A 21,879-nucleotide genomic window follows, 5' to 3' on the forward strand; every position below is an offset into this window, starting at 1 on the left:
CCAGCTCAATTCCTTAGTTCATATACATGCCGCCATTCACGTGCAGCGTAGTGCCCGTGATGTAAGCGGCTTGCGGGCCGGCCAGGAAAGCCACCGCGTTGGCGATGTCTTCCGGTTGACCAAGGCGGCCCAGCGGAATGCGGGTTTTCAGCGCAGCGTGCTGTTCTTCCGACAGGACCTTGGTCATGTCGGTATCGATAAAGCCCGGCGCCACGCAGTTTACCGTTACATTGCGGCTGCCGATTTCAGCGGCAAGCGCACGGGTCATGCCTTCCACGCCGGCCTTGGCCGCCGAGTAATTCATCTGCCCGGCATTACCCACCGAACCCACCACCGAAGTGATGTTGATGATACGGCCACCACGGGCCTTCATCATCGGGCGCAGCACGGCACGCGACAGGCGGAACACCGCCGTCAGGTTCGTCTCGATGACCGCAGTCCAGTCGTCATCCTTCATGCGCATGGCCAGCTGGTCCTGCGTGATGCCGGCATTGTTCACCAGCACCGCCAGGCCGCCATGGGCCTTCACGATCTCGTCGATCACGGCGTCGCAGCGGGCAGCGTCGTTGACGTTCAGCACCACGCCATTGCCCTTCAGCCCTTCGGCCGCCAGGTATTCGCCAATGCTGGCCGCACCCGATTCGCTGGTGGCCGTACCGATCACGGTAGCGCCCTGCCGCGCGAGTCCCAGCGCGATGGCGCGGCCAATGCCACGCGAGGCGCCCGTTACCAGCGCGACCTGATTTTCCAGAGTCTTGCTCATGTTGCGTTCGTTCCTTGGTCTTATTTCAGCAGCGCCAGCGTTTCCTGCAGCGACGCCGGATCAAAGATTGCACCACCGACGAGGTTGCCGTCGATGCGCTTGGTCATACCAGACAGTACTTTGCCCGGACCGCATTCGATGACGTGGGTCACGCCTTCCGCGGCCATCTTCTGCACGCATTCGACCCAGCGCACCGGGGCTGCAGCCTGGCGAACCAGCGCATCCTTGATCTGGGCCGGATCGTTGACGATTGCCACATCGACGTTGTTCACGAGCGGAATTGCCGGCGACGAGAAAGCCAGTCCGGCCATGCGCTCGCGCAGGCGGTCCGAGGCGGGCTTCAGCAGCGACGAGTGGAACGGCGCCGAAACCGGCAGCGGCAGCGCGCGCTTGGCGCCCTTGCCCTTGGCGATCTCACATGCCTTTTCCACGGCGGCCTTGTTGCCCGCGATCACGACCTGCGCCGGCGCGTTGAAATTGACAGCTTCCACCACGCCGGCACCAGCCGCCGCGGCTTCCGCGCACGCGGCGCGCACGTCGTCATCGGACAGGCCGAGAATCGCGGCCATACCGCCCTCGCCTACCGGCACGGCTTCCTGCATGGCTTGCGCGCGGAAGCGCACCAGCGGCACCGCTTCGGCAAACGGGATCACGCCCGCCGCCACCAGCGCCGAGTATTCACCCAGGCTGTGACCAGCCACCAGCGCCGGCGCCGGACCGCCGGCGTCGAGCCAGGCACGGTACACGGCAACCGCTGCCGTCAGCATCACGGGCTGCGTATTGGTCGTGAGGTTCAGTTCTTCCGCCGGACCTTCGGCAATCAGCTTGCCAATGTCCTGGCCCAGCGCCGTCGACGCTTCTTCGAGCGTGGCGCGCACCACCGCATTGTCGGCAAACGCGTTCAGCATGCCGACCGACTGCGAACCCTGTCCGGGGAAAACGAATGCGAATTTCATCGGAAATCCAGTCCTGGCTATTCAATGTTTTCGTGTCGATGCGGATACGCTGATCGCCCGCACCGGCCGCATATTACATGCGCAGCAGCACCGCGCCCCACGTGAAGCCGCCGCCGACGCCTTCCAGCAGCACGGTCTGACCCGGCTGGATACGGCCATCGCGCACGGCCACGTCCAGGGCCAGCGGAATCGATGCGGCGGAGGTGTTGCCGTGCTCATGCACCGTCGCCACCATGCGCTCGGCCGGCAGGCCCAGCTTCTTGGCCGTGCCTTGCATGATGCGGATATTGGCCTGATGCGGAATCAGCCAGTCGATCTCATCGGCCTGCATCTCGGCTGCGGCGATAGCTTCGCGCGCCACCTTGTCCAGCACCGTCACGGCCAGCTTGAACACCGCCTGACCGTCCATGTGCAGGAAGGCGTTGCCAGCAATGGCGCCGCCCGACACGTTGCCCGGCACGCAGAGGATATCCACGTGATTGCCGTCCGAATGCATGGCCGACGACAGGATGCCCGGCTCGTCCGAAGCCGACAGCACCACTGCACCGGCACCGTCACCAAACAGCACGCAAGTGGTACGGTCGTTGAAATCGAGGATGCGCGAGAACACTTCGGCACCAATCACGAGCACGTTCTTGTGCGAGCCGCTGCGAATGAACTTGTCCGCCGTCGACATGGCATAGACAAAGCCCGAGCAGACGGCCTGCAGGTCGAATGCCGCGCAGTGGTTCGTGATGCCAAGCTTCTGCTGCACCAGGCAGGCAGTGCTCGGGAATACGAAATCGGGGGTGGAAGTCGCGACGATGATCAGGTCGATGTCCTGGCGGTCGATGCCGGCCGCGGCAATTGCCTGCTCGGCGGCCTTGACGGCCAGATCGCTCGACGTGACATCGGACTCGGCCCAGTGGCGTGCCGAGATGCCGCTGCGCGAGACGATCCACTCATCGCTGGTCTCGATCCCCTTTTCGGCAAGCTGGGCGGCGAGGTCGTGATTCGTGACGCGTCGCGGGGGCAGATAGCTCCCCGTACCGATGATTTTTGCGTACTTGGTCATGAGTATGTCGGATCGTAGTGCTCGCCGGTTCACCGTGGCCAGGCCATCGGGCAAACCGTCCAGCCACCACCCGCCGCAGCGGGCGTGGCCTCAAGCGGCACGGGTATCGGAATGTGGGTCCGGTGAATCTGTCTCCGGGCCGCCCGTCGCGGCGCCAGCGGCACCGGACTTGTTGGCAAAGGCCTTGGCAATGCGCTCGATGACGCCATTTCTGGCCGCATCATACCCGCGTTTGATCGCCCACTCAAAAGAATGGGCATCAGCGGAGCCATGGCTCTTGATCACCAGCCCGCGCAGCCCCAGCAGCGACGCGCCGTTGTAGCGGGCCGGATCCAGCCGGCGCGCCAGGCGCGACAGCACCGGCATGGCCACGGCGGCCAGCAGCTTGGTGAACCACGAGCGCGTGAACTCTTCCTTGATCATGCTGCCGATCATCTTGGCCAGGCCCTCGGTGCTCTTGAGCGCCACATTGCCCACAAAGCCGTCGCACACGACGATGTCGGTCGTGCCCTTGAAGATGTCGTTGCCTTCCACGTTGCCGTAGAAGTTGAGCTCGGAAGCGCGCAGCAGCTCGCCGGCGGCTTTCACCACCTCGTTGCCCTTGATGACTTCCTCGCCGATATTGAGCAGGCCCACCGTCGGGTGGTCCTTGTGATCCACAACGGCCACCATGGCCTCGGCCATGCGTGCGAACTGCAGTAGATGCTCGGGTTCGCAGTCGGCATTGGCGCCGAGGTCGAGCACCGTGGTGCCCCAGCCTTGTTCGTTGGGAATCGTGGTGGCGATGGCGGGACGCTCGATACCCTCAAGTGTCTTGAGGACGTATCGCGAAACCGCCATCAATGCGCCGGTATTGCCCGCTGAAATGCAGGCGCCAGCGTTGCCCTGCTTGACTTGCGTCACGGCCACGCGCATCGAAGAATCTTTCTTCTTGCGCAGCGCCACTTCCACCGGGTCATCCATGGTGATGACTTCGGTCGCGGGCACGATGGTCACACGCGGATGATCCGATGCGTGCAGCTTCTTCAGCTGCGCGCCGATGGCGTCGGGCAAGCCGACCAGGATCATCTCGGCGTCGTCGTGACGGGAAAGAAAACTGATCGCTGCCGGCACTGTCACGGCCACGCCGTGATCACCGCCCATGCAGTCGATAGCGAGCTTGATCGTCATTGTTTCCAGATACGGAAAGCGCGCCGGCACCCGCCGCATCGGTTCGCGGGGACGCAACCAGCCGGACGCGCGGATACGCTGCGGTGCGGGCGCCGAGCGCCCAACAAAAAAGCGGCAACGAGCTTGCCGCTTTCCTGTTTTACACCTGACAACGTGCGCGAGCGAGACACAGGGTCACGCCAGACGACCTGGTCAGTCGTTCTTGGTCTTGATGACCTTGCGACCACGGTAGTAGCCGTTGGGGCTCACATGGTGACGCAGGTGGGTTTCGCCCGTGGTCGGCTCAACGGCCAGGGGGGCAACCGACAGATGGTCGTGCGAGCGATGCATGCCGCGCTTGGACGGCGACTTCTTGTTCTGTTGAACAGCCATGATGACTCCTTCGAGAATTTTGCGATATTAACACACGCATCCTGCGCAAGGCGTAGCCGGGGCCCGGCCGGATGCTTGACCTCTACCTTGAAGACCTTTACCGGCCGCGCCCAGCGCGGCTTCAGTGTTTGGTCTTCAGGCCGGCCAGCGCCGCAAAGGGCGATGGCCGTTTTTCTTCCTCGGGTGGCGCCTCGGGCTCCACCTCGCCGTCTGCACCGGTCACGAGCGACTCGTGCACCGTTGGGCAGACTTCATGCTTCGGTGCCGTAGGCAACGCCAACAGCACTTCATCTTCAATCAGTTCCAGTACCGAAAACTTCTTCGAGCCCACGATCACGTCAAGCTCGTCGTCATCCATCGATATGTCGTCGGCAGCCTCTTCACTGGCCACCACTTCAAAGCGCATCTCCGTCGCGATCGACTCGGGATATACCCCGAGGCAGCGCTGGCAGTCGAGCCAGACCTGGCCGTCTACCGTCACATCGACGAACAGGCGCTGCGATACCGGGGCGCCCGGCTCGGCAGCGTCCTCGCGCACGAAACCGTTCAGCGTGTACGCAAAGGTCTCGTCCGCGGCGGATGCTGGCGCATCGGCGGCCGTCTCGGCTAAGATGCGCGGCAAATCGCGCACCGGCACTTCTCCCGTCACCTGGCCTGCTTTGCGGCAGAAGGCGAAGAGATCGGTTTCACGCAGGTCGAAGGCCACGGCGAACGCCGCTGGCTGGGACGGCTGACTCATACTGAATCGCAGAAATGCATTGTTCGCTACACCGTACTGGCAACGTATGTGCCTGTGCAGCCAAACGCGCGATTATACGTTGATTTTTCAGGAACGGTCAAAGTATACAAGCCGCAAACCGTTTCTCCACCGCTTTTTGGCGTCTTCCATATGTCATCCGACACCCGCCCCACCTTGATCCTGGGGTCGAGCTCCCCGTACCGGCGCGAACTGCTGGGCCGCCTGAATATTCCGTTCGAAGTGGCCACGCCGGACATCGACGAAACCCCGCTGCCCGGCGAATCGCCGGAGGCCACCGCGCTGCGACTGTCACGGCTGAAGGCCGAGGCCATCGCCGCGCGGCATCCGGGCGCGCTGGTCATCGGGTCCGATCAGGTGTGCACGCTCGACGGCATGCAGATCGGCAAGCCGGGCAACCATGAAAAGGCGCTGGCGCAGCTTCAGCTCATGCGCGGCAAGACCGTCACTTTTCATTCGGCGCTGTGCCTGCTTGACAGCCGCACCGGCGTGGCGCAACTCACCGACGTCCAGACCCAGGTCACTTTCCGCCAGTTGACCGATACGGAGCTCGATACTTATTTACGTATCGAGACACCGTACGACTGCGCCGGCAGCGCCAAGGCCGAAGGGCTCGGCATCGCCCTGCTGTCGCGCGTGGAGTCGGACGACCCCACCGCCCTGATCGGCTTGCCGCTGATTGCACTGACCGGCATGCTGCGCCAGGCCGGCTATCCGTTCTTTGGAGCCTGAACCATGGCCGGCACCTTGTTCCTGATTCCCAACACGCTGGGCAAGCGCGACGAATTCGACCCCGTCTTGGACGTCATTCCAGCCGGCGTGCAGCAGATTGCAGCGCGGCTCGACTACTTGGTGGCGGAAAACGCCAAGACGGCGCGCGCCTTTCTCAAGAAGCTCGGCGAAACCGCCCCGCTTGCGCACGCGATCCAGCAGATCGAGATCCGCGAGCTGAACGTCAACACGAAGTCCGAGGCACTGGCTGCGCTGCTCGATCCCATCGCGGCGGGACGCGATGGCGGCCTGCTCTCCGAGGCGGGCGTGCCCGCCGTGGCCGACCCTGGCGCCGACCTCGTGCGGCTGGCTCACACGCGCGGTATCACCGTGCGTCCGCTGGTCGGTCCCAGTTCGATCCTGCTGGCGGTAATGGGATCCGGCCTGAATGGCCAGAGTTTCGCGTTCAACGGCTACCTGCCCGTCGACGCCGACGAGCGCGCAAAGAAACTGCGGGATCTGGAGCAGCGGTCGCGAAAGGGCCAGCAAACCCAGGTCTGGATCGAAACGCCGTACCGTAACGGCACGTTGCTCGATGCGTTGCGCCAGCATTGTTCGGGCACGACGCTGCTGTCGATCGCCGTGGACCTCACGCTGCCCACCGAGACAATTGTCACGCTGCCCATCTCGGCGTGGCGTCCGGACCGCCTCGAACTTCACAAGCGGCCGGCGATCTTTTCGCTGCTGGCGCAGTAAGGCCAGCAGGCCGTCCGCCCGACCACGACGTGGCGGGCGGAGCCCCTCTTACTTATTAGCGCACCGAAGGCGCCGTTGCGTTCATCAGCATCATTTTCATCGCCGCCGAACCCATGGCTGCGCCAAACCGCTTGGCCACCCGCTCGGCAATGTTTTCCTTGACCGTGTAGTCGACGATGTCCTCGGCCTTGAACAGGTCGCGGGCCACGTAATCAGCGCTACCCAGCCCGTCCGCCAAGCCCAGTTCCACCGCGCGCTCGCCCGACCAGAACAGACCGGAGAACAGATCCGGATCGTTCTTGAGCCGATCGCCACGGCCTTCCTTGACCACGTTGATGAACTGCTGGTGGATTTCCTTCAGCATCGACTCGGCAAACCCCTTCTGGCGCGGCACTTCGGGCGAGAACGGATCGAGCATGCCCTTGTTGGCACCGGACGTGTACAGCCGGCGTTGCACGCCCAGCTTATCCATCAGGCCGGTGAATCCGAAGCCGTCCATGAGCACGCCGATCGAACCGACGATGCTGGCCTTGTCGACATAGATCTTGTCAGCCGCGGCGGCCACGTAGTAGCCGCCCGACGCGCAGATTTCCTCCACGACGACATAAAACGGCTTGTCCGGATAGAGCTTGCGCAGGCGATGGATCTCATCATTGATGATGCCAGCCTGCACCGGGGAACCGCCGGGCGAGTTGATCTTGAGGATCACGCCGGCCGCCGTGGAATCGGCAAATGCAGCCTGCAGCGACGCGTTGATCGATTCGGCACTGGCCGGCGTACCGGCTGCGATCTCGCCTTCCAGCGTGACCATGGCGGTGTGGCGGCCTGCCGTACTAGTGATCCCGTCACTCTTGAAGTCGATGATCGCGAACAGGATCAGCGCCACGATGCCGAGCCCGACCAGGCGGAAGAAGATCTTCCAGCGCCGCGCCGCGCGCTGCTCGCGCAGGCTGGCCATCAGCACCTTTTCCAGTACGTCGCGTTCCCAGCCGCCACCGGCAGCGCTGGCGCCCACCGGCGTACCCGCGGCCTCGCCCGCCAGGCGGGCACGACGTTCGTCGGCCTCGCGCCGCGCGGCGTCATCGCCGGCCTTCAGCTCGCTTTCCAGCGGGAAGTCGGCGCGTGGCGCCGTCTCAAGTGTCTCGTCGCGGGGATCGGTTTGACCGAGTTGATCGGATGGCGATGGCGGTTTTTGCTGTTCTGTCATGCAGATGGACTCAAGCGTCAAACGATGACCCGGCTCCGCTCAGCTGGCGTCGGGCGGAAAAAAAGGGGCTTCGGGCTGCCAGAAGACAGCGCCCTCGCGTTCCTCGATGCGGAGTTTGGCCAGCGCGGCGCCCCGGCAAGGGCCGCCCACGCAAAGGCCGGTGTCCGGCGCATACGTCGCGCCATGTGTCGCACACATCAAGTATAGGCCCGCACTATCGAAAAACTGTCCCTCCTGCCAGTCGAGCTCCATGGGCACGTGGGCGCACTGGTTCAGGTAGCCGTGGGCAACGCCGTCATAACGGATGACAAATGCGGCGATGTTGCGCGACGCCAGGTGTACGGTAAAGCGCACCCCGGCACCGCCATCGACCAGCTCGTCCGCCGCGCACAGCCGGCGTGGCTCCATCCCGCTTTCAGGCATGTGCAAGCAGCCAGTCCTGCAGGTCGGCGATCGACTCGGCGCAATGCACGGGCGACATCGATCGCAGCGAATCGGCCGGGTGTGCGCCGTAGCATACGCCCAGCCCCTGCGCACCCGCATTGATCGCCATCTGCAAATCATGCGTGGTATCGCCAATCATCACCGTGCGTGCAATGTCCTGGCCCAGTTCGCGCGTCAGCTCATGCAACATCGCCGGGTGCGGCTTCGAGAACGTCTCGTCGGCACAACGGGTGGCATCGAACAGCTGGCCGAGGCCGGTGCTGGCCAGCGCGCGCTCCAGTCCGACGCGGGTCTTGCCCGTGGCCACGCCCAGGAAGTAATGCTCGGCGTGCAGCGCCTCGAGCATTTCCCGTACGCCGGGAAACAACACCAGTTCGGCGTCGCGGGTCAGGAAGTGAAAACGATAGCGCTCGGCCAGGCGCGGATAGTCGGCGGGGTCGAGCGTCGGTACGGCATAGGACAGCGCGTCCTTGAGGCCCAGTCCGATGACATGGCTGGCGGCGCTGTCATCGGGCACCGGCAAGCCCAGGTCGCGGCTGGCCAGTTGAATGCACTTGGCGATGGTGGGCGTGGAATCCATCAGGGTTCCATCCCAGTCGAAAACGATCAGGTCAAAGCGCTGCCTGGCCATTGCGGTCCTTGGTCGATGCGAAAAGTGTGGCAGTTAGGGGGCTGGCGCGTGCGCCAATCTTCACGGAGCGGTACCGGTCTGGGTCAATTGTTGCAAAAAATCGACACATTCGGCTGGCAGGGGCGCAGATACCGTGATCGGCTCACCGGTATTCGGGTGGATAAACGTCAGGCGATGGGCGTGAAGAAACATCCGTTTGATCCCCGGCTTCGCGCCGCCGCGAGAAAGCGCCTTGTTGAGCGCAAAATCGCCGTACTTCTCATCGCCGACGATTGGAAAGCCCGACGACTGCAAATGCACCCGGATCTGGTGCGTACGCCCCGTCTTCAGCTCGGCTTCCAGCAGCGTGTAATCCTGGAATGCCTTGACGCGATTGAAAACCGTATGCGACGCCAGGCCATCGGCCTGCACCCGCACGCGGCGCTCACCATCGGCCGTGGTGTACTTATATAGAGGCAGCTTCACGTGCTGGCGCGCGTTCTGGAATTCGCCGGCCACGCAGGCGAAATACCGCTTGTCCATGGCGTTGCCCCGGATCTGCTCATGCAGATTTACCAGCGCGGAGCGCTTCTTGGCCAGCATCAGGACGCCCGAGGTTTCACGGTCCAGGCGGTGCACCAGTTCCAGGAACTTGGCGTCGGGACGCGCACGGCGCAGTTGCTCGATCACACCGAACGCCACGCCCGAGCCGCCATGCACGGCCACGCCGGCCGGCTTGTCGATAATCAGCAGATGGGTGTCCTCGAACAGCACCGGAAACTCGCCGGCCGGTACGAAATTGGATTCGGGCGCCTTTTCGGCCACGCGCATCGGCGGAATCCGCACCACATCGCCCATTTGCAGCCGGTAAGTGGCGTCTACACGACCCTTGTTGACGCGCACCTCTCCGGACCGCAAAACCCGGTAGATGTGGCTCTTGGGCACACCCTTTGCCGCCTTTAGCAGAAAGTTGTCGATGCGCTGCCCTTCGGAGCTTTCGTCGATCGTGACATACGCCACCTGGAGTCCGCTCGGGCGGGAGCGCGGCTCCGTTTCAATTTGATGGCGTAACTCATTCATTTTCAATATAATTTCCCGGCCGTTCCCGGCCAAAGACCAGGAATGTGCGACCTGTGTAAGCGAAGTTTGGCGCGAACCCCTACCGGAATGCCTGCCATTTTGCGGCGAACCGGAACGGAATATGCAGGATGCCCAGGCGATTTCCCTGGGTAGTCCCACCAGTATCCGCGCGAGATCTCGCATTTTACACTTCGGGTTGCCGCCAGCCCGGCCCGTCTCCCGCATGTTGCGTACCCCGCAGGCGCCAGACAGGCAAATGGCAGCAATCAGCAGCACGCACGCGCCGCGCCGGCGCGCAGGAAGTCGCCCAGAGGCGGCTTCGGCTTTTAGCCGGCCGACACGTGGAAACAGAGTGTTCAGGTAGAAAAGAATTCAATGTGGGTGCTCTTCCAAGGGCATCCGCATCGGTGAGAGAAGACCGCCCGCACCGGGAACCGGTGCCGGCCCGGCAGGAGGCACCCTGCCATCTGACCTGCAGTATCGGCCGCGATTTGCCGAGGGTCGTCGTAGTTCGACGATCTGGCACCGGCGCCCGAGCGCAGAACGCGAAGAAGCAGCGGCGCGCCCGCCAGCGGACAGGTCAGATTGGCAAAGGCATGCGACTGCTGCGTCCGGATGACTTGCTCTTTGACGCGTCCTGGCCATCCCGGCCCGGCTGCGACGGACAGCGTGGCCGTGCCGTTGGCACGGCGGACATGCTGCCCTCGCCCCCGGCCCGCCGGCATCCGCCAGACATCGCTGCATTCAGGAGCAGGCCCATTTGCCCTCTCCCGACCCAGCAGCGGACCGCCCGCAGACTTTTGCGGATGACCGGACGCCGACACCCTCTCCTTTCACCCGCGCCCAGCCGGCCGCGTCTCATGACGCTTCCGGCAACTCCGGCAATTCTCCCGCCCCGCTCTCTTTCCTCGCGTGCTCCCTGGACCGTCGCGGGCATGACCCACTCATGACCCTTTGGGCTCCCGCGACACTGGAGTGAGGTATTGCGATGAAACGCATGCTGTTTAACGCGACGCAACAGGAGGAGTTGCGCGTCGCGATCGTCGATGGACAAAAACTGATCGACATCGACATCGAAACTGCCGGGCGCGAACAGCGCAAGGGCAACATCTACAAGGGTGTCATTACCCGTATCGAACCCTCGCTGGAAGCGTGCTTCGTCAATTACGGCGAAGAGCGCCATGGCTTCCTGCCGTTCAAGGAAGTGGCGCGCGCCTTCTTCAAGGACGGCGTGGACGTGCGCAACGCGCGCATCCAGGACGCGCTGCACGAAGGCCAGGAACTGATCGTCCAGGTTGAAAAGGAAGAACGCGGCAACAAGGGCGCGGCCCTGACCACGTTCATCTCGCTGGCCGGCCGTTACCTGGTGCTGATGCCGAACAACCCGCGCGGTGGTGGCGTGTCGCGCCGCATCGAAGGCGAAGACCGCCAGGAACTGCGCGAGACGATGGGACAGCTGCAAGTGCCGGAAGGCATGAGCATCATCGCCCGCACCGCCGGTATCGGCCGTGCCGCCGAAGAGCTGCAGTGGGACCTGAACTACCTGCTGCAACTGTGGAAGGCCATCGACGGCGCCGCCGGCGACAACAAGGCCCCGCTGCTGATCTATCTGGAATCGAGCCTGGTCATCCGCGCCATCCGCGATTACTTCCAGCCCGATATCGGCGAGATCCTGATCGATACCGACGAAATCTACGAGCAGGCCCGCGCCTTCATGAGCGTGGTCATGCCCGACAACATGAACCGCGTGAAGAAGTACCGGGACGACGTGCCCCTCTTCTCGCGGTTCCAGATCGAACACCAGATCGAATCGGCGTACTCGCGCATGGTGATGCTGCCGTCGGGCGGTGCCATCGTGATCGACCATACCGAAGCCCTCGTGTCGGTTGACGTGAACTCGGCCCGCGCCACCAAGGGTGCGGACATCGAGGAAACGGCGCTGCGCACGAACCTGGAAGCGGCCGACGAAATCGCCCGCCAGCTGCGCCTGCGTGACCTGGGCGGCCTGATCGTGATCGACTTCATCGACATGGAGTCCGGCAAGGCCCAGAAGGACGTGGAAACGCGCCTGAAGGACGCCCTGCGCCACGACCGCGCCCGCGTGCAGATGGGCAAGATCAGCCGCTTCGGCCTGATGGAACTGTCGCGCCAGCGCCTGCGTCCGTCCCTGTCGGAAGGCTCGCACATCACCTGCCCGCGTTGCAATGGAACAGGTCACATCCGCGATACCGAATCGTCCGCCCTGCAGGTGCTGCGCATCATCCAGGAAGAGGCGATGAAGGAAAACACGGCCGCCATCCACTGCCAGGTGCCGGTGGAAGTGGCCGCATTCCTGCTGAACGAGAAGCGCCAGGACATCAACCTGATCGAACTGCGATTCAAGGTCAATGTGCTGCTGATTCCGAACAAGCATCTGGAAACGCCGCACTACAAGCTGGAGCGTCTGCGCCACGACGATCCGCGCCTGGAAGATTCGACCGCCAGCTACCGCATGGCCGAGGCCGCCGCGAAGGAACTGGAAGCCGACACCAGCTACAGCAGCCGCAAGAAGGAAGACGCACGTCCGCGCCAGGAGGCCGCCGTCAAGGGCATCACGCCCGACGCGCCGGCTCCGGTCTCGGTGCCGCGCGCCGAGCGCGCTCCGAAGCAGGAAGCCCCTGCGGCGCGCCCGACCCCGGCAACCCAGCCGGTGGCAAGCGGCGGTTTCGTCGCATGGCTGAAGGGTCTGTTCGGTGCCAAGCCGGCACCGGCTCCGGTGGCCGAGCCGGCCAAGCCTGCCGCTGAAACCCAGGCTCGCGGCGAAGGCCGCCAGGGCCGTGGCGAACGCGGCCAGCGTGGCGAGCGTGGCGAAGGCCGTCAGGGCCGTGGCGAGCAACGCGGCGAGCGCGGTGAGCGCACCGAACGTGGCGACCGCCAGGGCCGTGGCCAACGTGGTGAACGTGGTGGTGAGCGCGGCGATCGTGCCGAACGTGGTGATCGCGCCGAGCGTGGCGACCGTGCGGAAGCCCCGCGCGGTGAAGCACGTGAGCAGCGTGAACCCCGCGAGCCGCGTGGCGAGCGTCAACCGCGCGCTCCGCGCGAAGGCCAGCAGCCGGCCGTTCCGGCAGTGGCCCAAGGCGAACGTACCGAAGCCCGCCGCGAGCGCAATCAGGAACGTCGCGAGCGTCAACGCGAGCGCCAGCGTGAGCGTGGCGAGGCCCGCGAGACCGAGGAATCGGCCTTGAATGTCGAGGGCGTGGCCCAGCAGTCCGCATTCGAAGCCGCCCAGGCTGCTCCGGCAGTCATCACGGCCGTCGATATTCCGGAAGGCGCGCAAGGTGATGAAAACACCACTACGGAAGGTGGCGAAGGCGAAGAACGCCGCCGCCGCAACCGCCGTGGCCGCAACCGCTATCGCCGCGAGCGCGAAGACGGTACCAACCTGGAAGTCAACGAAGGCAGCCTGGCGGAAGTCAGCGCCGGCGTGACCGAATCGGAAGAGGAGTCGGCATCGGCAGTAGCCCAGCCGGTTCAGGTCGCCGCCCCGGTCGCTCCGGTCGCTCCGGTCGCTCCGGTCGCCGCCGTCGCCCCGGTCGAAACCGTGGCTGTGGCGCGCACCGAGCCGGTCGCTCCCGCCGCGGTGGAAGTGTCGCCCGAGCCGGTCGCCAAGCCGGCTCCGGCAGCCGAACCGGTCTTCGCCGCCGTCGCCGAGCCGCAACCGTCGCCGGTTGTCACGCCCGCCCCTGCCTATCAGGCTGTGGAAACCGTCGCGCCGCAAAGCCCGGCTGTGGAAGCCCCGGCTCCGGTCGCGACTGCCCCGGTGGTTCCCGAGCCGGTCATCGTGATGCCGGAAGCAGTGCCCGCCCCGGTCGCAGCCGTCGAAACGCCGGCCCCGGTCGTGGCGCAAGCCCCGGCGGCTCCGGCACCGGTCAGCACCAGCGCCCCGGCGCTGGAATCCATGCTGGCAACGGCTGGCCTGGAATGGGTCCGCACCGACACCGCCAAGCATGCTGCAGCGCAGGAAGCTGCGGCCCGCATCGAGCAGGCGCCGCGCGCCCCGCGCGAGCGCAAGCCGCTGCCGCCGCTGCCTGAAGGCCCGATGGTCCTCGTGGAAACGGGCAACCAGCAGGCGCAGCAACAGCAACAACAGCAGCAGTAACCAGCTGCAATCTGGGCAACCAGAACAAAAAGGGACGGCATCCGCCGTCCCTTTTTTCATATGCGCGGTTGTGTCGTCGACGTGACCTGGCACAAACCCGCCAACTGTGCCGCCGTGCGGTGCCGTCATCTGTACTTCTGTCACGACAGTGTTGCGCGCGGCGTGAAGCCGCCCTCGGCTAGAATGCAGGCAGAACGGCCCCGCGCCGCCTTTGGCGCCGGTGAGCCACGGCCCCACTCTGCCATGACCGACACTGTCATTCCGATCTTCGACCTGCGCGACCATCGATACAAATCGATGGTGCCGAGCATTCCGTCGCGGCTGCTGGCGCCTAACGGGTTCGTGGCCGACACACGGGGCCGGCCGCTGCACGACCTGCGCATCTCCGTGACCGATCGCTGCAACTTCCGCTGCGTCTATTGCATGCCGAAGGAAGTGTTCGACAAGGACTACACGTTCCTGCCCCACTCCGAACTGCTGAGCTTCGAGGAAATTGAGCGGGTTGCGCGCCTGTTCGTGGCCCAGGGGGTGGAGAAGATCCGGCTGACGGGCGGCGAGCCGTTGCTGCGCAAGAACGTCGAGCGCCTGGTGGAAATGCTGGCGCGCATCGATACCGTGTCGGGCAAGCCGCTCGACCTGACGCTGACCACCAATGCCTCTCTGCTGGCACGCAAGGCACGATCGCTGCGCGACGCGGGTCTGTCGCGCGTGACCGTGAGCCTGGACGCCATAGACGACACCACGTTCCGCAAGATGAACGACGTCGACTTCGCCGTGCGCGACGTGCTGCATGGGATCGAGGAAGCGCAAGCCGTGGGCCTGGCCCCCATCAAGGTGAACATGGTGGTCAAGCGCGGCACGAACGACCAGGAAATCGTGCCGATGGCGCGGCATTTCCGTAACAGCGGCATCATCGTCCGCTTTATCGAGTTCATGGACGTCGGGGCCAGCAATCACTGGCAGATGGACGAAGTCTTGTCGTCCGCCGACGTCGTGCGCCGCATCGACGAGGCGTTTCCGCTCGAAGTGGTGCAGGCCAACTATTCGGGCGAAACTGCCGAGCGCTGGCGCTATCGTGACGGTGGCGGCGAGATCGGCGTGATCTCCAGCGTGACGCACGCGTTCTGTGGCGATTGCAGCCGCATCCGCCTGTCCACCGAAGGCCGGCTCTATCTCTGCCTGTTCGCCACCGAAGGTTACGACCTGCGCGCGCTGCTGCGCGGCGAGCACAGCGACCTGGAAATCGGCAACGCCATTGCCCAGGTGTGGCAGGCACGTACCGACAACTATTCCGAGCAGCGAAGCGATCCAGCCGTACGCGCCGCGCGCGCCGAGAGCAAGATCGAGATGTCGTATATCGGCGGCTGATGATTGCACGCGACGACATCACGGGCCTGATCCTGGCCGGCGGCCGCGGCAGCCGGATGGGTGGCACCGACAAGGGCCTGCAGCCGTTCCAGGGCACGCCGATGGTTGAGCACACGCTGCGGCGCCTGTCGCCACAGGCCGGCCCGATGCTGATCAACGCCAACCGCAATCCCGACCGCTATGCGGCCTTTGGCGTCCCGGTCATTGGCGACGTCATTCCTGACTTCGCGGGTCCGCTGGCCGGCATGCTGGCCGGGCTGGCCCATTGCCAGACGCGGTGGATGGTGACGGCGCCCTGCGACACGCCGTTCCTGCCCATCGACCTGGTGGCCCGCCTGGCCGCGGCCATCGCCACAGAGAATGCCGACATCGCCGTGCCAGTGACCGTCGACGCCGACGGCCGCCGCCGTCTGCAGCCGGTGTTCTGCCTGATGCCGGTGACCATCGCCGACGGCCTGCGCGCCTATGTCGAAGCCGGCAACCGCAAGATCGAAAGCTGGATCACGAGCCAGCGGCTGGCGCAGGTCATGTTCGAGGACGCCCTGGCCTTTGCCAACATCAACACGCTCGACGAGCTTCGCCAGCATGAAGCGGACGCCGGCCCGGGCTAGGCGCTAGACTCTCACCCATCTCCTTGATCGCCGGCACGCACCACGTGCCACGACCCAGACTCATGCCTTCGCTGACCTCCGTCATCTCCTGCCAGTCCGACTACGATCCCACGGCCATGCCGGTGGACCAGGCCAATGCCATCATTGCGGACGTCGTGGACCCAGTGCAAGGCATCGAACAACTGGCGATTCGCGCCGCGCTGGACCGCGTGCTGGCATTCGACGTCATCTCTTCCATCGACGTCCCCGCCCACGACAACTCGGCCATGGATGGCTATGCGTTCGCGGGCCAGGCACTGGCACAGGGCGACGGCGACATTGCGCTGGAGGTCATCGGCACCGCCTACGCGGGCAATGCGTTTGGTGGCGAGGCGCAGGCAGGCCAGGCCGTCCGCATCATGACCGGCGCGATCATGCCGGCCGGCTGCGATACGGTGATCCCGCAGGAATTCGTTGAGATCCAGGCTGGCGGCAATTTGATCCGCTTTGCGCCCGACGCCGTGCGTGCCGGCGACAACCGCCGCCTGCGCGGTGAAGACCTGGCGCGCGGGCAAGCGGCATTGCAGGCGGGCCGTATCCTGACGCCGGCCGACCTGGGCATGCTGGCATCGCTGGGCGTGGCCGAAGTGAAGGTGCGGCGGCGCCTGCGGGTGGCATTCTTTTCCACGGGCGACGAACTGCGCTCGATTGGCGAGCCGCTCGATCCCGGCTGCGTGTACGACTCGAACCGCTACACGCTGCACGGCATGCTGAGCCGCCTCAACGTCGACCTGATCGACATGGGCGTGGTACGCGACGAACCCGTAGCCATGGAAGCCGCCTTCCGCAGTGCCTGCGAGAATGCCGACGCGATCATCACGTCCGGTGGCGTATCGGTCGGCGATGCCGACTATACGAAGCAGATCATAGAAAAGCTTGGCGACGTCACGTTCTGGAAGATCGCCATGCGGCCCGGCCGGCCCATGGCCTTCGGTCAGATTTCGTCGAACGGCCACAACGCGATGCTCTTTGGCCTGCCCGGCAATCCCGTGGCGGTGATGGTCACGTTCTACCACTTCGTGCGCGGCGCCCTGCACCGCCTGATGGGTGCCCAGGCCGCGCCACTGACCCGCATCCGCGTGCGTACGACGATGCCAATCCGCAAGAAGCCCGGACGCACCGAATTCCAGCGCGGTATCGTCGCGCCGGACGCCAACGGTGAGCTGGAGGTGCGCCTGACCGGTCAGCAAGGCTCCGGCGTACTGCGGTCGATGAGCGAAGCCAATTGCTTCGTCATCCTGGATCACGATCAGGGGTCGGTGGCCGCTGGCGACACGGTGCAGATCATGCTGTTCGACGGCTTGATCTGATTCCCGAAGGTCAGCTTCAAAAGCTTCGATCCCGACGATGTCCCGCCACGCGGAACATCGTCCGGCGCGTATGAATCGAACGTATTCATGCGCAATGGGTCTCGTACCTTAATGGCACATTTAGTAACCGCAGTCGGGTGTCGTTTTTGTGCTGCACTCTTTGTTCGAAAGCACGGATTGCCGGCGGAAATGCCTCATCCGTCGGTCAGGCAGGCTAGGCGTCGCAGGCACCAATCGCTACACTTGCAGCACGAAAATCCGAACCCCCCCAATATCTTGTCTGTCGTCATGCACCAGGAGATCGCGTACCTCCATCCCGTCAAGACAGCACGTGCACTTGTGCTCGTCTATCTGTGCTTTTCGGTACCAATCGTGGCCATGGGCCTGTTCGTCGCGTTCGTGCGCTACGGCGAGTTGCCGGGCATCGCGGTCGTCACGGCCCTGATTCTCAACGCGCTGATCGGCTTCGGTCTGCTGTGGCTGGGATGCCGCGCCTATAACTGGGTGGCGGAACGCTTCGGCGGCATCGAGGTTCACGTCCGCGAACTGGCTCCAGAAGATCGCAACTGAGTAACCCGCAGGATGGTGCTAGATCAGCCTGTCCTCGTGCTGCCCCGCATTTGTCACGGCGCTCTCGCCAGCTTCATCGGCCGGGGCGGCATCCGCAGTGGATCCGCCCACCGGGCCAGCCGTTCCCAATAGCTGTTCCGCCATCTCGCCCGGCAGCGCTTCCACGTTCCGGAGCTTGCGCTCCATCTGCCGCGTCCGCACTTCCGCCTGCTCGATATTGCGTGCCGCGCGCACCAGCGTGTCGCGCGTCTTTGCCAGGACCTCGCCGAATTTGCCGAATTCGGTCTTCACGGCGCCCAGCACCTCCCACACCTCGCTCGATCGCTTTTCCAGCGCCAGCGTGCGGAATCCCATCTGCAGGCTGTTCAGCAGCGCTGTCAGCGTCGTGGGGCCAGCGACGGTGACCCGGAAATCGCGCTGCAGCAGGTCTGTCAGGCCGGGGCGGCGCAAGACTTCGGCGTAGAGCCCTTCGGTCGGCAGGAACAGGATGGCGAAGTCCGTAGTGGCCGGCGGCGCCAGGTACTTCTCCGCAATCGTCTGCGCCTCGCGGCGCACGGCCACTTCCAGCTCCCGGCTCGCAGTATTGACGCCGTCGACGTCGCCACGCTCCTGCGAATCGATCAGCCGCTCGTACTGTTCCTTGGGAAACTTCGCATCGATGGGCAGCCAAACCGGGCCGCCTTCGACTTCCCGGCCCGGCAGCCGGATAGCAAATTCGACCCGTGCACCGGAATTCCGCACGGTCTCCACATTCTTGCCGTATTGCTCTGGCGTCAGTATCTGCTCCAGCAGCATGGCCAGCTGTACTTCGCCCCACGTGCCGCGCGTCTTCACGTTGGTCAGCACGCGCTTGAGATCCCCTACCCCCTGCGCCAGCATCTGCATTTCGCCCAGGCCACGGTGCACCTGCTCCAGACGGTCGGACACCAGCTTGAACGATTCGCCCAGGCGCTGCTCCAGCGTGGCGTGCAGCTTCTCGTCCACGGTGCGTCGCATTTCCTCGAGCTTGGCCGCGTTGTTGGCTTCGATGTCCTGCAGCTTGCGTTCGAGCGTGGCGCGCACATCGGCCAGCCGGCGCTCGTTCGCCTCGGACATCTGCGCCAGTTGCTGTTGCTGTACCGTGGCGATGCTGGTCAGTTGCGTGGACAGTTGCTGCTGGAAACGCAGCATCTGCTGCCCCGCTTCGCTGCGATTGCCGCGCGCCATCTCGGCCAGCTCGGTGCGCAGTTCGCGCTCCAGACGTTCCAGGCCGCGCGCGGTGTCCTCGCGCACGTCGTCACGCAGATCGCCGAGCATGGGCGACAGGTCGCCGCCATCGTGGCGCGACTGGCGCAACAGCAGGACGGCGAGCAATATCACGGCCGCCACGACGGCAACCAGGGTCAGCAGAGGTACCAGGTCCATGAGAATTTACCGCTCGAAATGCTCAGCGGCGCTTCGGCATGACTTCGGGATTGATCACGGTGGCCGGCTTGCCGGCCTGCGGGCCAGCATCGAGCGCCGCGATCAGGTTGTCGGCTGCCAGGTTGGCCATGGCGCGGCGCGTCTTCTCCGATGCGCTGGCAATGTGCGGCGTCAGCACGACGTTCGCCACGGTCAGCAGGTCGGGATGCACGCTGGGCTCGCCTTCGAATACATCGAGCCCCGCCCCGAAGATCTTGCGGTCGCGCAGCGCTGCAGCCAGCGCGCCGTCGTCGACGATGCCGCCACGCGCCAGGTTGATGAGCGTCGCCGTCGGCTTCATCAGCGCCAGCTCCGGGGCACCGATTGCGTGATGGCTTTCCGGGCTATATGGCAGCACGAGAATCAGGTGATCGGACTGCTTCAGCAGGTCCGCCTTGCTGACGTAGCGCGCATTGAGCGACTGCTCCATATCTGCCGGCAACTGGCTGCGGTTGTGATACAGCACCTGCATGCCGAAGCCAGCCGCACGGCGGGCCAGGCCCTGGCCGATGCGTCCCATGCCCAGGATGCCGAGCGTGCTGCCGTACAGATCCATGCCCACCAGCATGTCGTAGCTCCAGCGCTCCCATTTGCCGGCGCGCAGGTAATGCTCGCTCTCGGTCACGCGGCGCGCGGTGGCCATCAGCAAGGCCCAGCCGAAATCGGCCGTGGTTTCCGTCAGCACATCCGGCGTGTTGGTGGCGACGATGCCCGCCGCAGTCAGCGCCGGGACATCGAGGTTGTTATAGCCCACCGCCATGTTGCAGACGGCCCGCAAGCCCGGCAATGCCGCGATCACGTCGGCATCGATACGATCGGCCGCGTTGGCCAGCACGCCCGCCTTGCCCGCCAGCCGCTGGCGCAGCGCCGTCGCGTCCAGCACAAGGTCGGGCTGGTTGTCATCGACATCGAAGTACTGCGACAGACGCTCGATGACGTCGGGAAAGATCGCGCGGGTGACCAGGACGGAGGGCTTCATGGCAGTCATACGTGGAAGAAAAGGAACGTCATCACCAGGAACAGCGGCACCAGCACGGCGCACGAATACGCCATGTAGCCGAAGAAGCTCGGCATACGCACGCCCCGGCTTTCGGCAATCGCCTTGACCATCAGGTTGGGCGCGTTGCCGATATAGGTATTGGCGCCCATGAACACGGCACCGGCCGAAATGGCGGCCAGGGTCGAGGCATCGCGCGTCATGAGCGTGGTGGCGTCGCCGCCGGCAGTGTTGAAGAACACCAGATACGTCGGCGCGTTATCCAGGAATGACGACAGGATGCCGGTGGCCCAGAAGTACATGCTGTCGATGGGCTGCCCGTTGCTGTCGCTGACCGCATGGATCACGCCCGCGAACGCGCCCGCCGTGCCGGCCTTGAGCATCGCGATGACCGGGATGATGGTCAGGAAGATGCCGGCGAACAGCTTGCCCACTTCGAGCATCGGTTCCCAGTTGAATTCGTTTCCGCTGCGTGCGGAATGCGGCGTGGCCAGCAGCGACACGATCGTGACCGAGACCAGCAGGACATCGCGCACCAGCGCGGGCAGCGGCACCTCGGTGCCCATCACGTCGAACGCAATGCCCGGCTTCCACAGCCCGCTCATCAGCACCAGCCCGACCACCGCCAGCAGCAGCAGGAAGTTGATCTTGCCTTCGAGCTTGATACCCGCCGAATCAGGCGTCGGGTCCTGCGCCATCGGCAACTCCTCTTCCCGCTTGAGGAAGTAGTACCGGTCGACCACGTAGAACAGGACCAGCAGCACCGCCCAGATGAACAGCGTCTCCGGCAGGATATTGCGCAGCGTCCACGTGAATTCCACGCCCTTCAGGAAGCCCAGGAACAGCGGCGGATCGCCCAGCGGCGTCAGCGCGCCGCCGGCATTGGCCACCAGGAAGATGAAGAACACCACCACGTGGGCCACATGCCGCCGGTTGTCGTTGGCGCGCAGCAGCGGACGGATCAACAGCATCGCGGCGCCCGTGGTGCCCATCAGGCTGGCCAGCACCGTGCCCAGCGCCAGGATGCCGGTGTTGAGCTTCGGCGTCGCATGCAGGTTGCCCCGCACGCAAATGCCGCCCGCCACCACATAGAGTGCGGTCAGCAGGACGATGAACGGAACGTATTCGGCCAGCAGCGCATGCACGGTGTTGGCGGCGGCCGCGTGCCAGCCGAACTGCAGCGCGAATGGCACCAGGAACAGCAGGCCCCAGGCTGCGGCGATCTTGCCGTAGTGGTGGTGCCAGAACTTGGGCGCGACAAGCGGGAACAGGGCAATCGACAACAGGATGCCGGCAAACGGCACGCCCCAAACGGGCGACAGCGCGGCGCCATCGAAATCGGCCGCGTGCGCCCAGGCGGGCGAAAGCAGCAGCGTGGCAAGCAAATACTGAGGCAGCAGCGTGGCAACACGTCGCATCGGACAACAATCTCCCTGATCGCAACACACACCCCAAGACAGTCCGGGGCGGCGAGACAGACGAAAAGGCGCACGCGTCCGGTGTGGTTACCAGGGCGTTGGGAC

The 21,879-nt window shown here is 64.7% G+C and carries 20 protein-coding genes; 7 read left to right on the forward strand and 13 right to left on the reverse strand.

Annotated features, from left to right (window positions below; genetic code table 11):
• Positions 1-13: 13 nt before the first annotated feature.
• From fabG to MFF62_RS17990, 6 genes are all read right to left on the reverse strand, one after another.
• A complete protein-coding gene (gene fabG / locus MFF62_RS17965) occupies positions 14-763 on the reverse strand; it encodes a 3-oxoacyl-ACP reductase FabG (protein ID WP_238264485.1) in 750 nt (249 codons plus the stop codon).
• 20 nt (positions 764-783) lie between these two features.
• Complete coding sequence (fabD, locus tag MFF62_RS17970; protein WP_238264486.1) at positions 784-1,719, reverse strand: ACP S-malonyltransferase; 936 nt, start codon at positions 1,717-1,719, stop codon at positions 784-786.
• 73 nt (positions 1,720-1,792) lie between these two features.
• Complete coding sequence (locus MFF62_RS17975) at positions 1,793-2,773, reverse strand: beta-ketoacyl-ACP synthase III (protein ID WP_238264487.1); 981 nt, start codon at positions 2,771-2,773, stop codon at positions 1,793-1,795.
• A gap of 90 nt (positions 2,774-2,863) precedes the next feature.
• The gene (gene plsX / locus MFF62_RS17980; RefSeq protein WP_238264488.1) at positions 2,864-3,943 is read right to left on the reverse strand and encodes a phosphate acyltransferase PlsX; all 1,080 of its coding nucleotides are present in this window, start codon (positions 3,941-3,943) and stop codon (positions 2,864-2,866) included.
• Positions 3,944-4,135: 192 nt separating this feature from the next.
• Entirely contained in the window at positions 4,136-4,315 is a 180-nt protein-coding gene (gene rpmF, locus MFF62_RS17985) for a 50S ribosomal protein L32 (RefSeq protein ID WP_008644820.1), read from the reverse strand.
• A gap of 121 nt (positions 4,316-4,436) precedes the next feature.
• Entirely contained in the window at positions 4,437-5,054 is a 618-nt protein-coding gene (locus MFF62_RS17990) for a DUF177 domain-containing protein (RefSeq protein WP_238264489.1), read from the reverse strand.
• Between the two features lie 150 nt (positions 5,055-5,204).
• On the opposite strand from MFF62_RS17990, the gene MFF62_RS17995 reads away from it, so the two are divergent.
• Positions 5,205-5,804 carry a Maf-like protein gene (locus MFF62_RS17995; protein WP_238264490.1) on the forward strand — a complete coding sequence of 200 codons (600 nt, stop codon included), beginning with the start codon at positions 5,205-5,207 and terminating at the stop codon, positions 5,802-5,804.
• A gap of 3 nt (positions 5,805-5,807) precedes the next feature.
• Positions 5,808-6,539, forward strand: coding sequence for an SAM-dependent methyltransferase (locus MFF62_RS18000; RefSeq protein ID WP_238264491.1), 732 nt, complete (start codon positions 5,808-5,810; stop codon positions 6,537-6,539).
• A gap of 55 nt (positions 6,540-6,594) precedes the next feature.
• Here MFF62_RS18000 and MFF62_RS18005 read toward each other — a convergent pair whose 3' ends face one another.
• From MFF62_RS18005 to MFF62_RS18020, 4 genes are read right to left on the reverse strand one after another with little or no spacing between them, the layout of a single operon-like run.
• Positions 6,595-7,746 (reverse strand): S49 family peptidase, encoded by a 1,152-nt coding sequence (locus tag MFF62_RS18005; RefSeq protein WP_238264492.1) that lies wholly within the window; start codon positions 7,744-7,746, stop codon positions 6,595-6,597.
• Between the two features lie 39 nt (positions 7,747-7,785).
• Complete coding sequence (locus MFF62_RS18010; protein ID WP_238264750.1) at positions 7,786-8,169, reverse strand: Rieske (2Fe-2S) protein; 384 nt, start codon at positions 8,167-8,169, stop codon at positions 7,786-7,788.
• Entirely contained in the window at positions 8,162-8,821 is a 660-nt protein-coding gene (locus MFF62_RS18015) for an HAD-IA family hydrolase (protein WP_238264493.1), read from the reverse strand. The genes MFF62_RS18010 and MFF62_RS18015 overlap by 8 nt, the downstream gene beginning before the upstream one ends.
• A 60-nt stretch (positions 8,822-8,881) precedes the next feature.
• Positions 8,882-9,880 carry an RluA family pseudouridine synthase gene (locus MFF62_RS18020; RefSeq protein WP_238264751.1) on the reverse strand — a complete coding sequence of 333 codons (999 nt, stop codon included), beginning with the start codon at positions 9,878-9,880 and terminating at the stop codon, positions 8,882-8,884.
• Between the two features lie 988 nt (positions 9,881-10,868).
• On the opposite strand from MFF62_RS18020, the gene MFF62_RS18025 reads away from it, so the two are divergent.
• The 5 genes from MFF62_RS18025 (at position 10,869) to MFF62_RS18045 (ending at position 17,916) form a co-directional block, all read left to right on the forward strand.
• Complete coding sequence (locus MFF62_RS18025; RefSeq protein ID WP_238264494.1) at positions 10,869-14,018, forward strand: Rne/Rng family ribonuclease; 3,150 nt, start codon at positions 10,869-10,871, stop codon at positions 14,016-14,018.
• A 243-nt stretch (positions 14,019-14,261) separates the two neighbouring features.
• On the forward strand, positions 14,262-15,386 hold the full coding sequence (gene moaA / locus MFF62_RS18030) for a GTP 3',8-cyclase MoaA (protein ID WP_238264495.1): 1,125 nt from the start codon (positions 14,262-14,264) through the stop codon (positions 15,384-15,386).
• The gene (gene mobA / locus MFF62_RS18035) at positions 15,386-15,997 is read left to right on the forward strand and encodes a molybdenum cofactor guanylyltransferase MobA (RefSeq protein WP_238264496.1); all 612 of its coding nucleotides are present in this window, start codon (positions 15,386-15,388) and stop codon (positions 15,995-15,997) included. Before moaA ends, mobA begins: the two co-directional genes overlap by 1 nt.
• A gap of 62 nt (positions 15,998-16,059) precedes the next feature.
• Positions 16,060-17,346 carry a molybdopterin molybdotransferase MoeA gene (gene moeA, locus MFF62_RS18040; RefSeq protein WP_238264497.1) on the forward strand — a complete coding sequence of 429 codons (1,287 nt, stop codon included), beginning with the start codon at positions 16,060-16,062 and terminating at the stop codon, positions 17,344-17,346.
• A 288-nt stretch (positions 17,347-17,634) separates the two neighbouring features.
• Positions 17,635-17,916, forward strand: coding sequence for a hypothetical protein (locus tag MFF62_RS18045; RefSeq protein WP_238264498.1), 282 nt, complete (start codon positions 17,635-17,637; stop codon positions 17,914-17,916).
• An 18-nt stretch (positions 17,917-17,934) separates the two neighbouring features.
• On the opposite strand, the gene MFF62_RS18050 is transcribed toward MFF62_RS18045, so the two are convergent.
• Genes MFF62_RS18050 through MFF62_RS18060 form a run of 3 tightly spaced genes read right to left on the reverse strand, consistent with a single transcriptional unit; the run spans position 17,935 to position 21,774 of the window.
• Positions 17,935-19,320: a DNA recombination protein RmuC gene (locus MFF62_RS18050; RefSeq protein ID WP_238264499.1), complete on the reverse strand. Its 1,386-nt coding sequence runs from the start codon at positions 19,318-19,320 to the stop codon at positions 17,935-17,937.
• Between the two features lie 22 nt (positions 19,321-19,342).
• Positions 19,343-20,338, reverse strand: coding sequence for a 2-hydroxyacid dehydrogenase (locus MFF62_RS18055; RefSeq protein ID WP_238264500.1), 996 nt, complete (start codon positions 20,336-20,338; stop codon positions 19,343-19,345).
• 5 nt (positions 20,339-20,343) lie between these two features.
• Entirely contained in the window at positions 20,344-21,774 is a 1,431-nt protein-coding gene (locus tag MFF62_RS18060; RefSeq protein WP_238264501.1) for a sodium:proton antiporter, read from the reverse strand.
• Positions 21,775-21,879 lie beyond the last annotated feature (105 nt).

Origin of the sequence: Cupriavidus pauculus (genome assembly GCF_022179805.1) — a bacterium.
Taxonomy (GTDB): Bacteria; Pseudomonadota; Gammaproteobacteria; order Burkholderiales; family Burkholderiaceae; genus Cupriavidus; species Cupriavidus pauculus_E.

Coding starts and splice junctions, on each gene's coding strand:
- fabG (WP_238264485.1), bottom strand. CDS start 763: ATGAGCAAGACTCTGGAAAATCAGGTCGCGCTGGTAACGGGCGCCTCG.
- fabD (WP_238264486.1), bottom strand. CDS start 1,719: ATGAAATTCGCATTCGTTTTCCCCGGACAGGGTTCGCAGTCGGTCGGC.
- MFF62_RS17975 (WP_238264487.1), bottom strand. CDS start 2,773: ATGACCAAGTACGCAAAAATCATCGGTACGGGGAGCTATCTGCCCCCG.
- plsX (WP_238264488.1), bottom strand. CDS start 3,943: ATGACGATCAAGCTCGCTATCGACTGCATGGGCGGTGATCACGGCGTG.
- rpmF (WP_008644820.1), bottom strand. CDS start 4,315: ATGGCTGTTCAACAGAACAAGAAGTCGCCGTCCAAGCGCGGCATGCAT.
- MFF62_RS17990 (WP_238264489.1), bottom strand. CDS start 5,054: ATGAGTCAGCCGTCCCAGCCAGCGGCGTTCGCCGTGGCCTTCGACCTG.
- MFF62_RS17995 (WP_238264490.1), top strand. CDS start 5,205: ATGTCATCCGACACCCGCCCCACCTTGATCCTGGGGTCGAGCTCCCCG.
- MFF62_RS18000 (WP_238264491.1), top strand. CDS start 5,808: ATGGCCGGCACCTTGTTCCTGATTCCCAACACGCTGGGCAAGCGCGAC.
- MFF62_RS18005 (WP_238264492.1), bottom strand. CDS start 7,746: ATGACAGAACAGCAAAAACCGCCATCGCCATCCGATCAACTCGGTCAA.
- MFF62_RS18010 (WP_238264750.1), bottom strand. CDS start 8,169: ATGCCTGAAAGCGGGATGGAGCCACGCCGGCTGTGCGCGGCGGACGAG.
- MFF62_RS18015 (WP_238264493.1), bottom strand. CDS start 8,821: ATGGCCAGGCAGCGCTTTGACCTGATCGTTTTCGACTGGGATGGAACC.
- MFF62_RS18020 (WP_238264751.1), bottom strand. CDS start 9,880: ATGAATGAGTTACGCCATCAAATTGAAACGGAGCCGCGCTCCCGCCCG.
- MFF62_RS18025 (WP_238264494.1), top strand. CDS start 10,869: ATGAAACGCATGCTGTTTAACGCGACGCAACAGGAGGAGTTGCGCGTC.
- moaA (WP_238264495.1), top strand. CDS start 14,262: ATGACCGACACTGTCATTCCGATCTTCGACCTGCGCGACCATCGATAC.
- mobA (WP_238264496.1), top strand. CDS start 15,386: ATGATTGCACGCGACGACATCACGGGCCTGATCCTGGCCGGCGGCCGC.
- moeA (WP_238264497.1), top strand. CDS start 16,060: ATGCCTTCGCTGACCTCCGTCATCTCCTGCCAGTCCGACTACGATCCC.
- MFF62_RS18045 (WP_238264498.1), top strand. CDS start 17,635: ATGCACCAGGAGATCGCGTACCTCCATCCCGTCAAGACAGCACGTGCA.
- MFF62_RS18050 (WP_238264499.1), bottom strand. CDS start 19,320: ATGGACCTGGTACCTCTGCTGACCCTGGTTGCCGTCGTGGCGGCCGTG.
- MFF62_RS18055 (WP_238264500.1), bottom strand. CDS start 20,338: ATGAAGCCCTCCGTCCTGGTCACCCGCGCGATCTTTCCCGACGTCATC.
- MFF62_RS18060 (WP_238264501.1), bottom strand. CDS start 21,774: ATGCGACGTGTTGCCACGCTGCTGCCTCAGTATTTGCTTGCCACGCTG.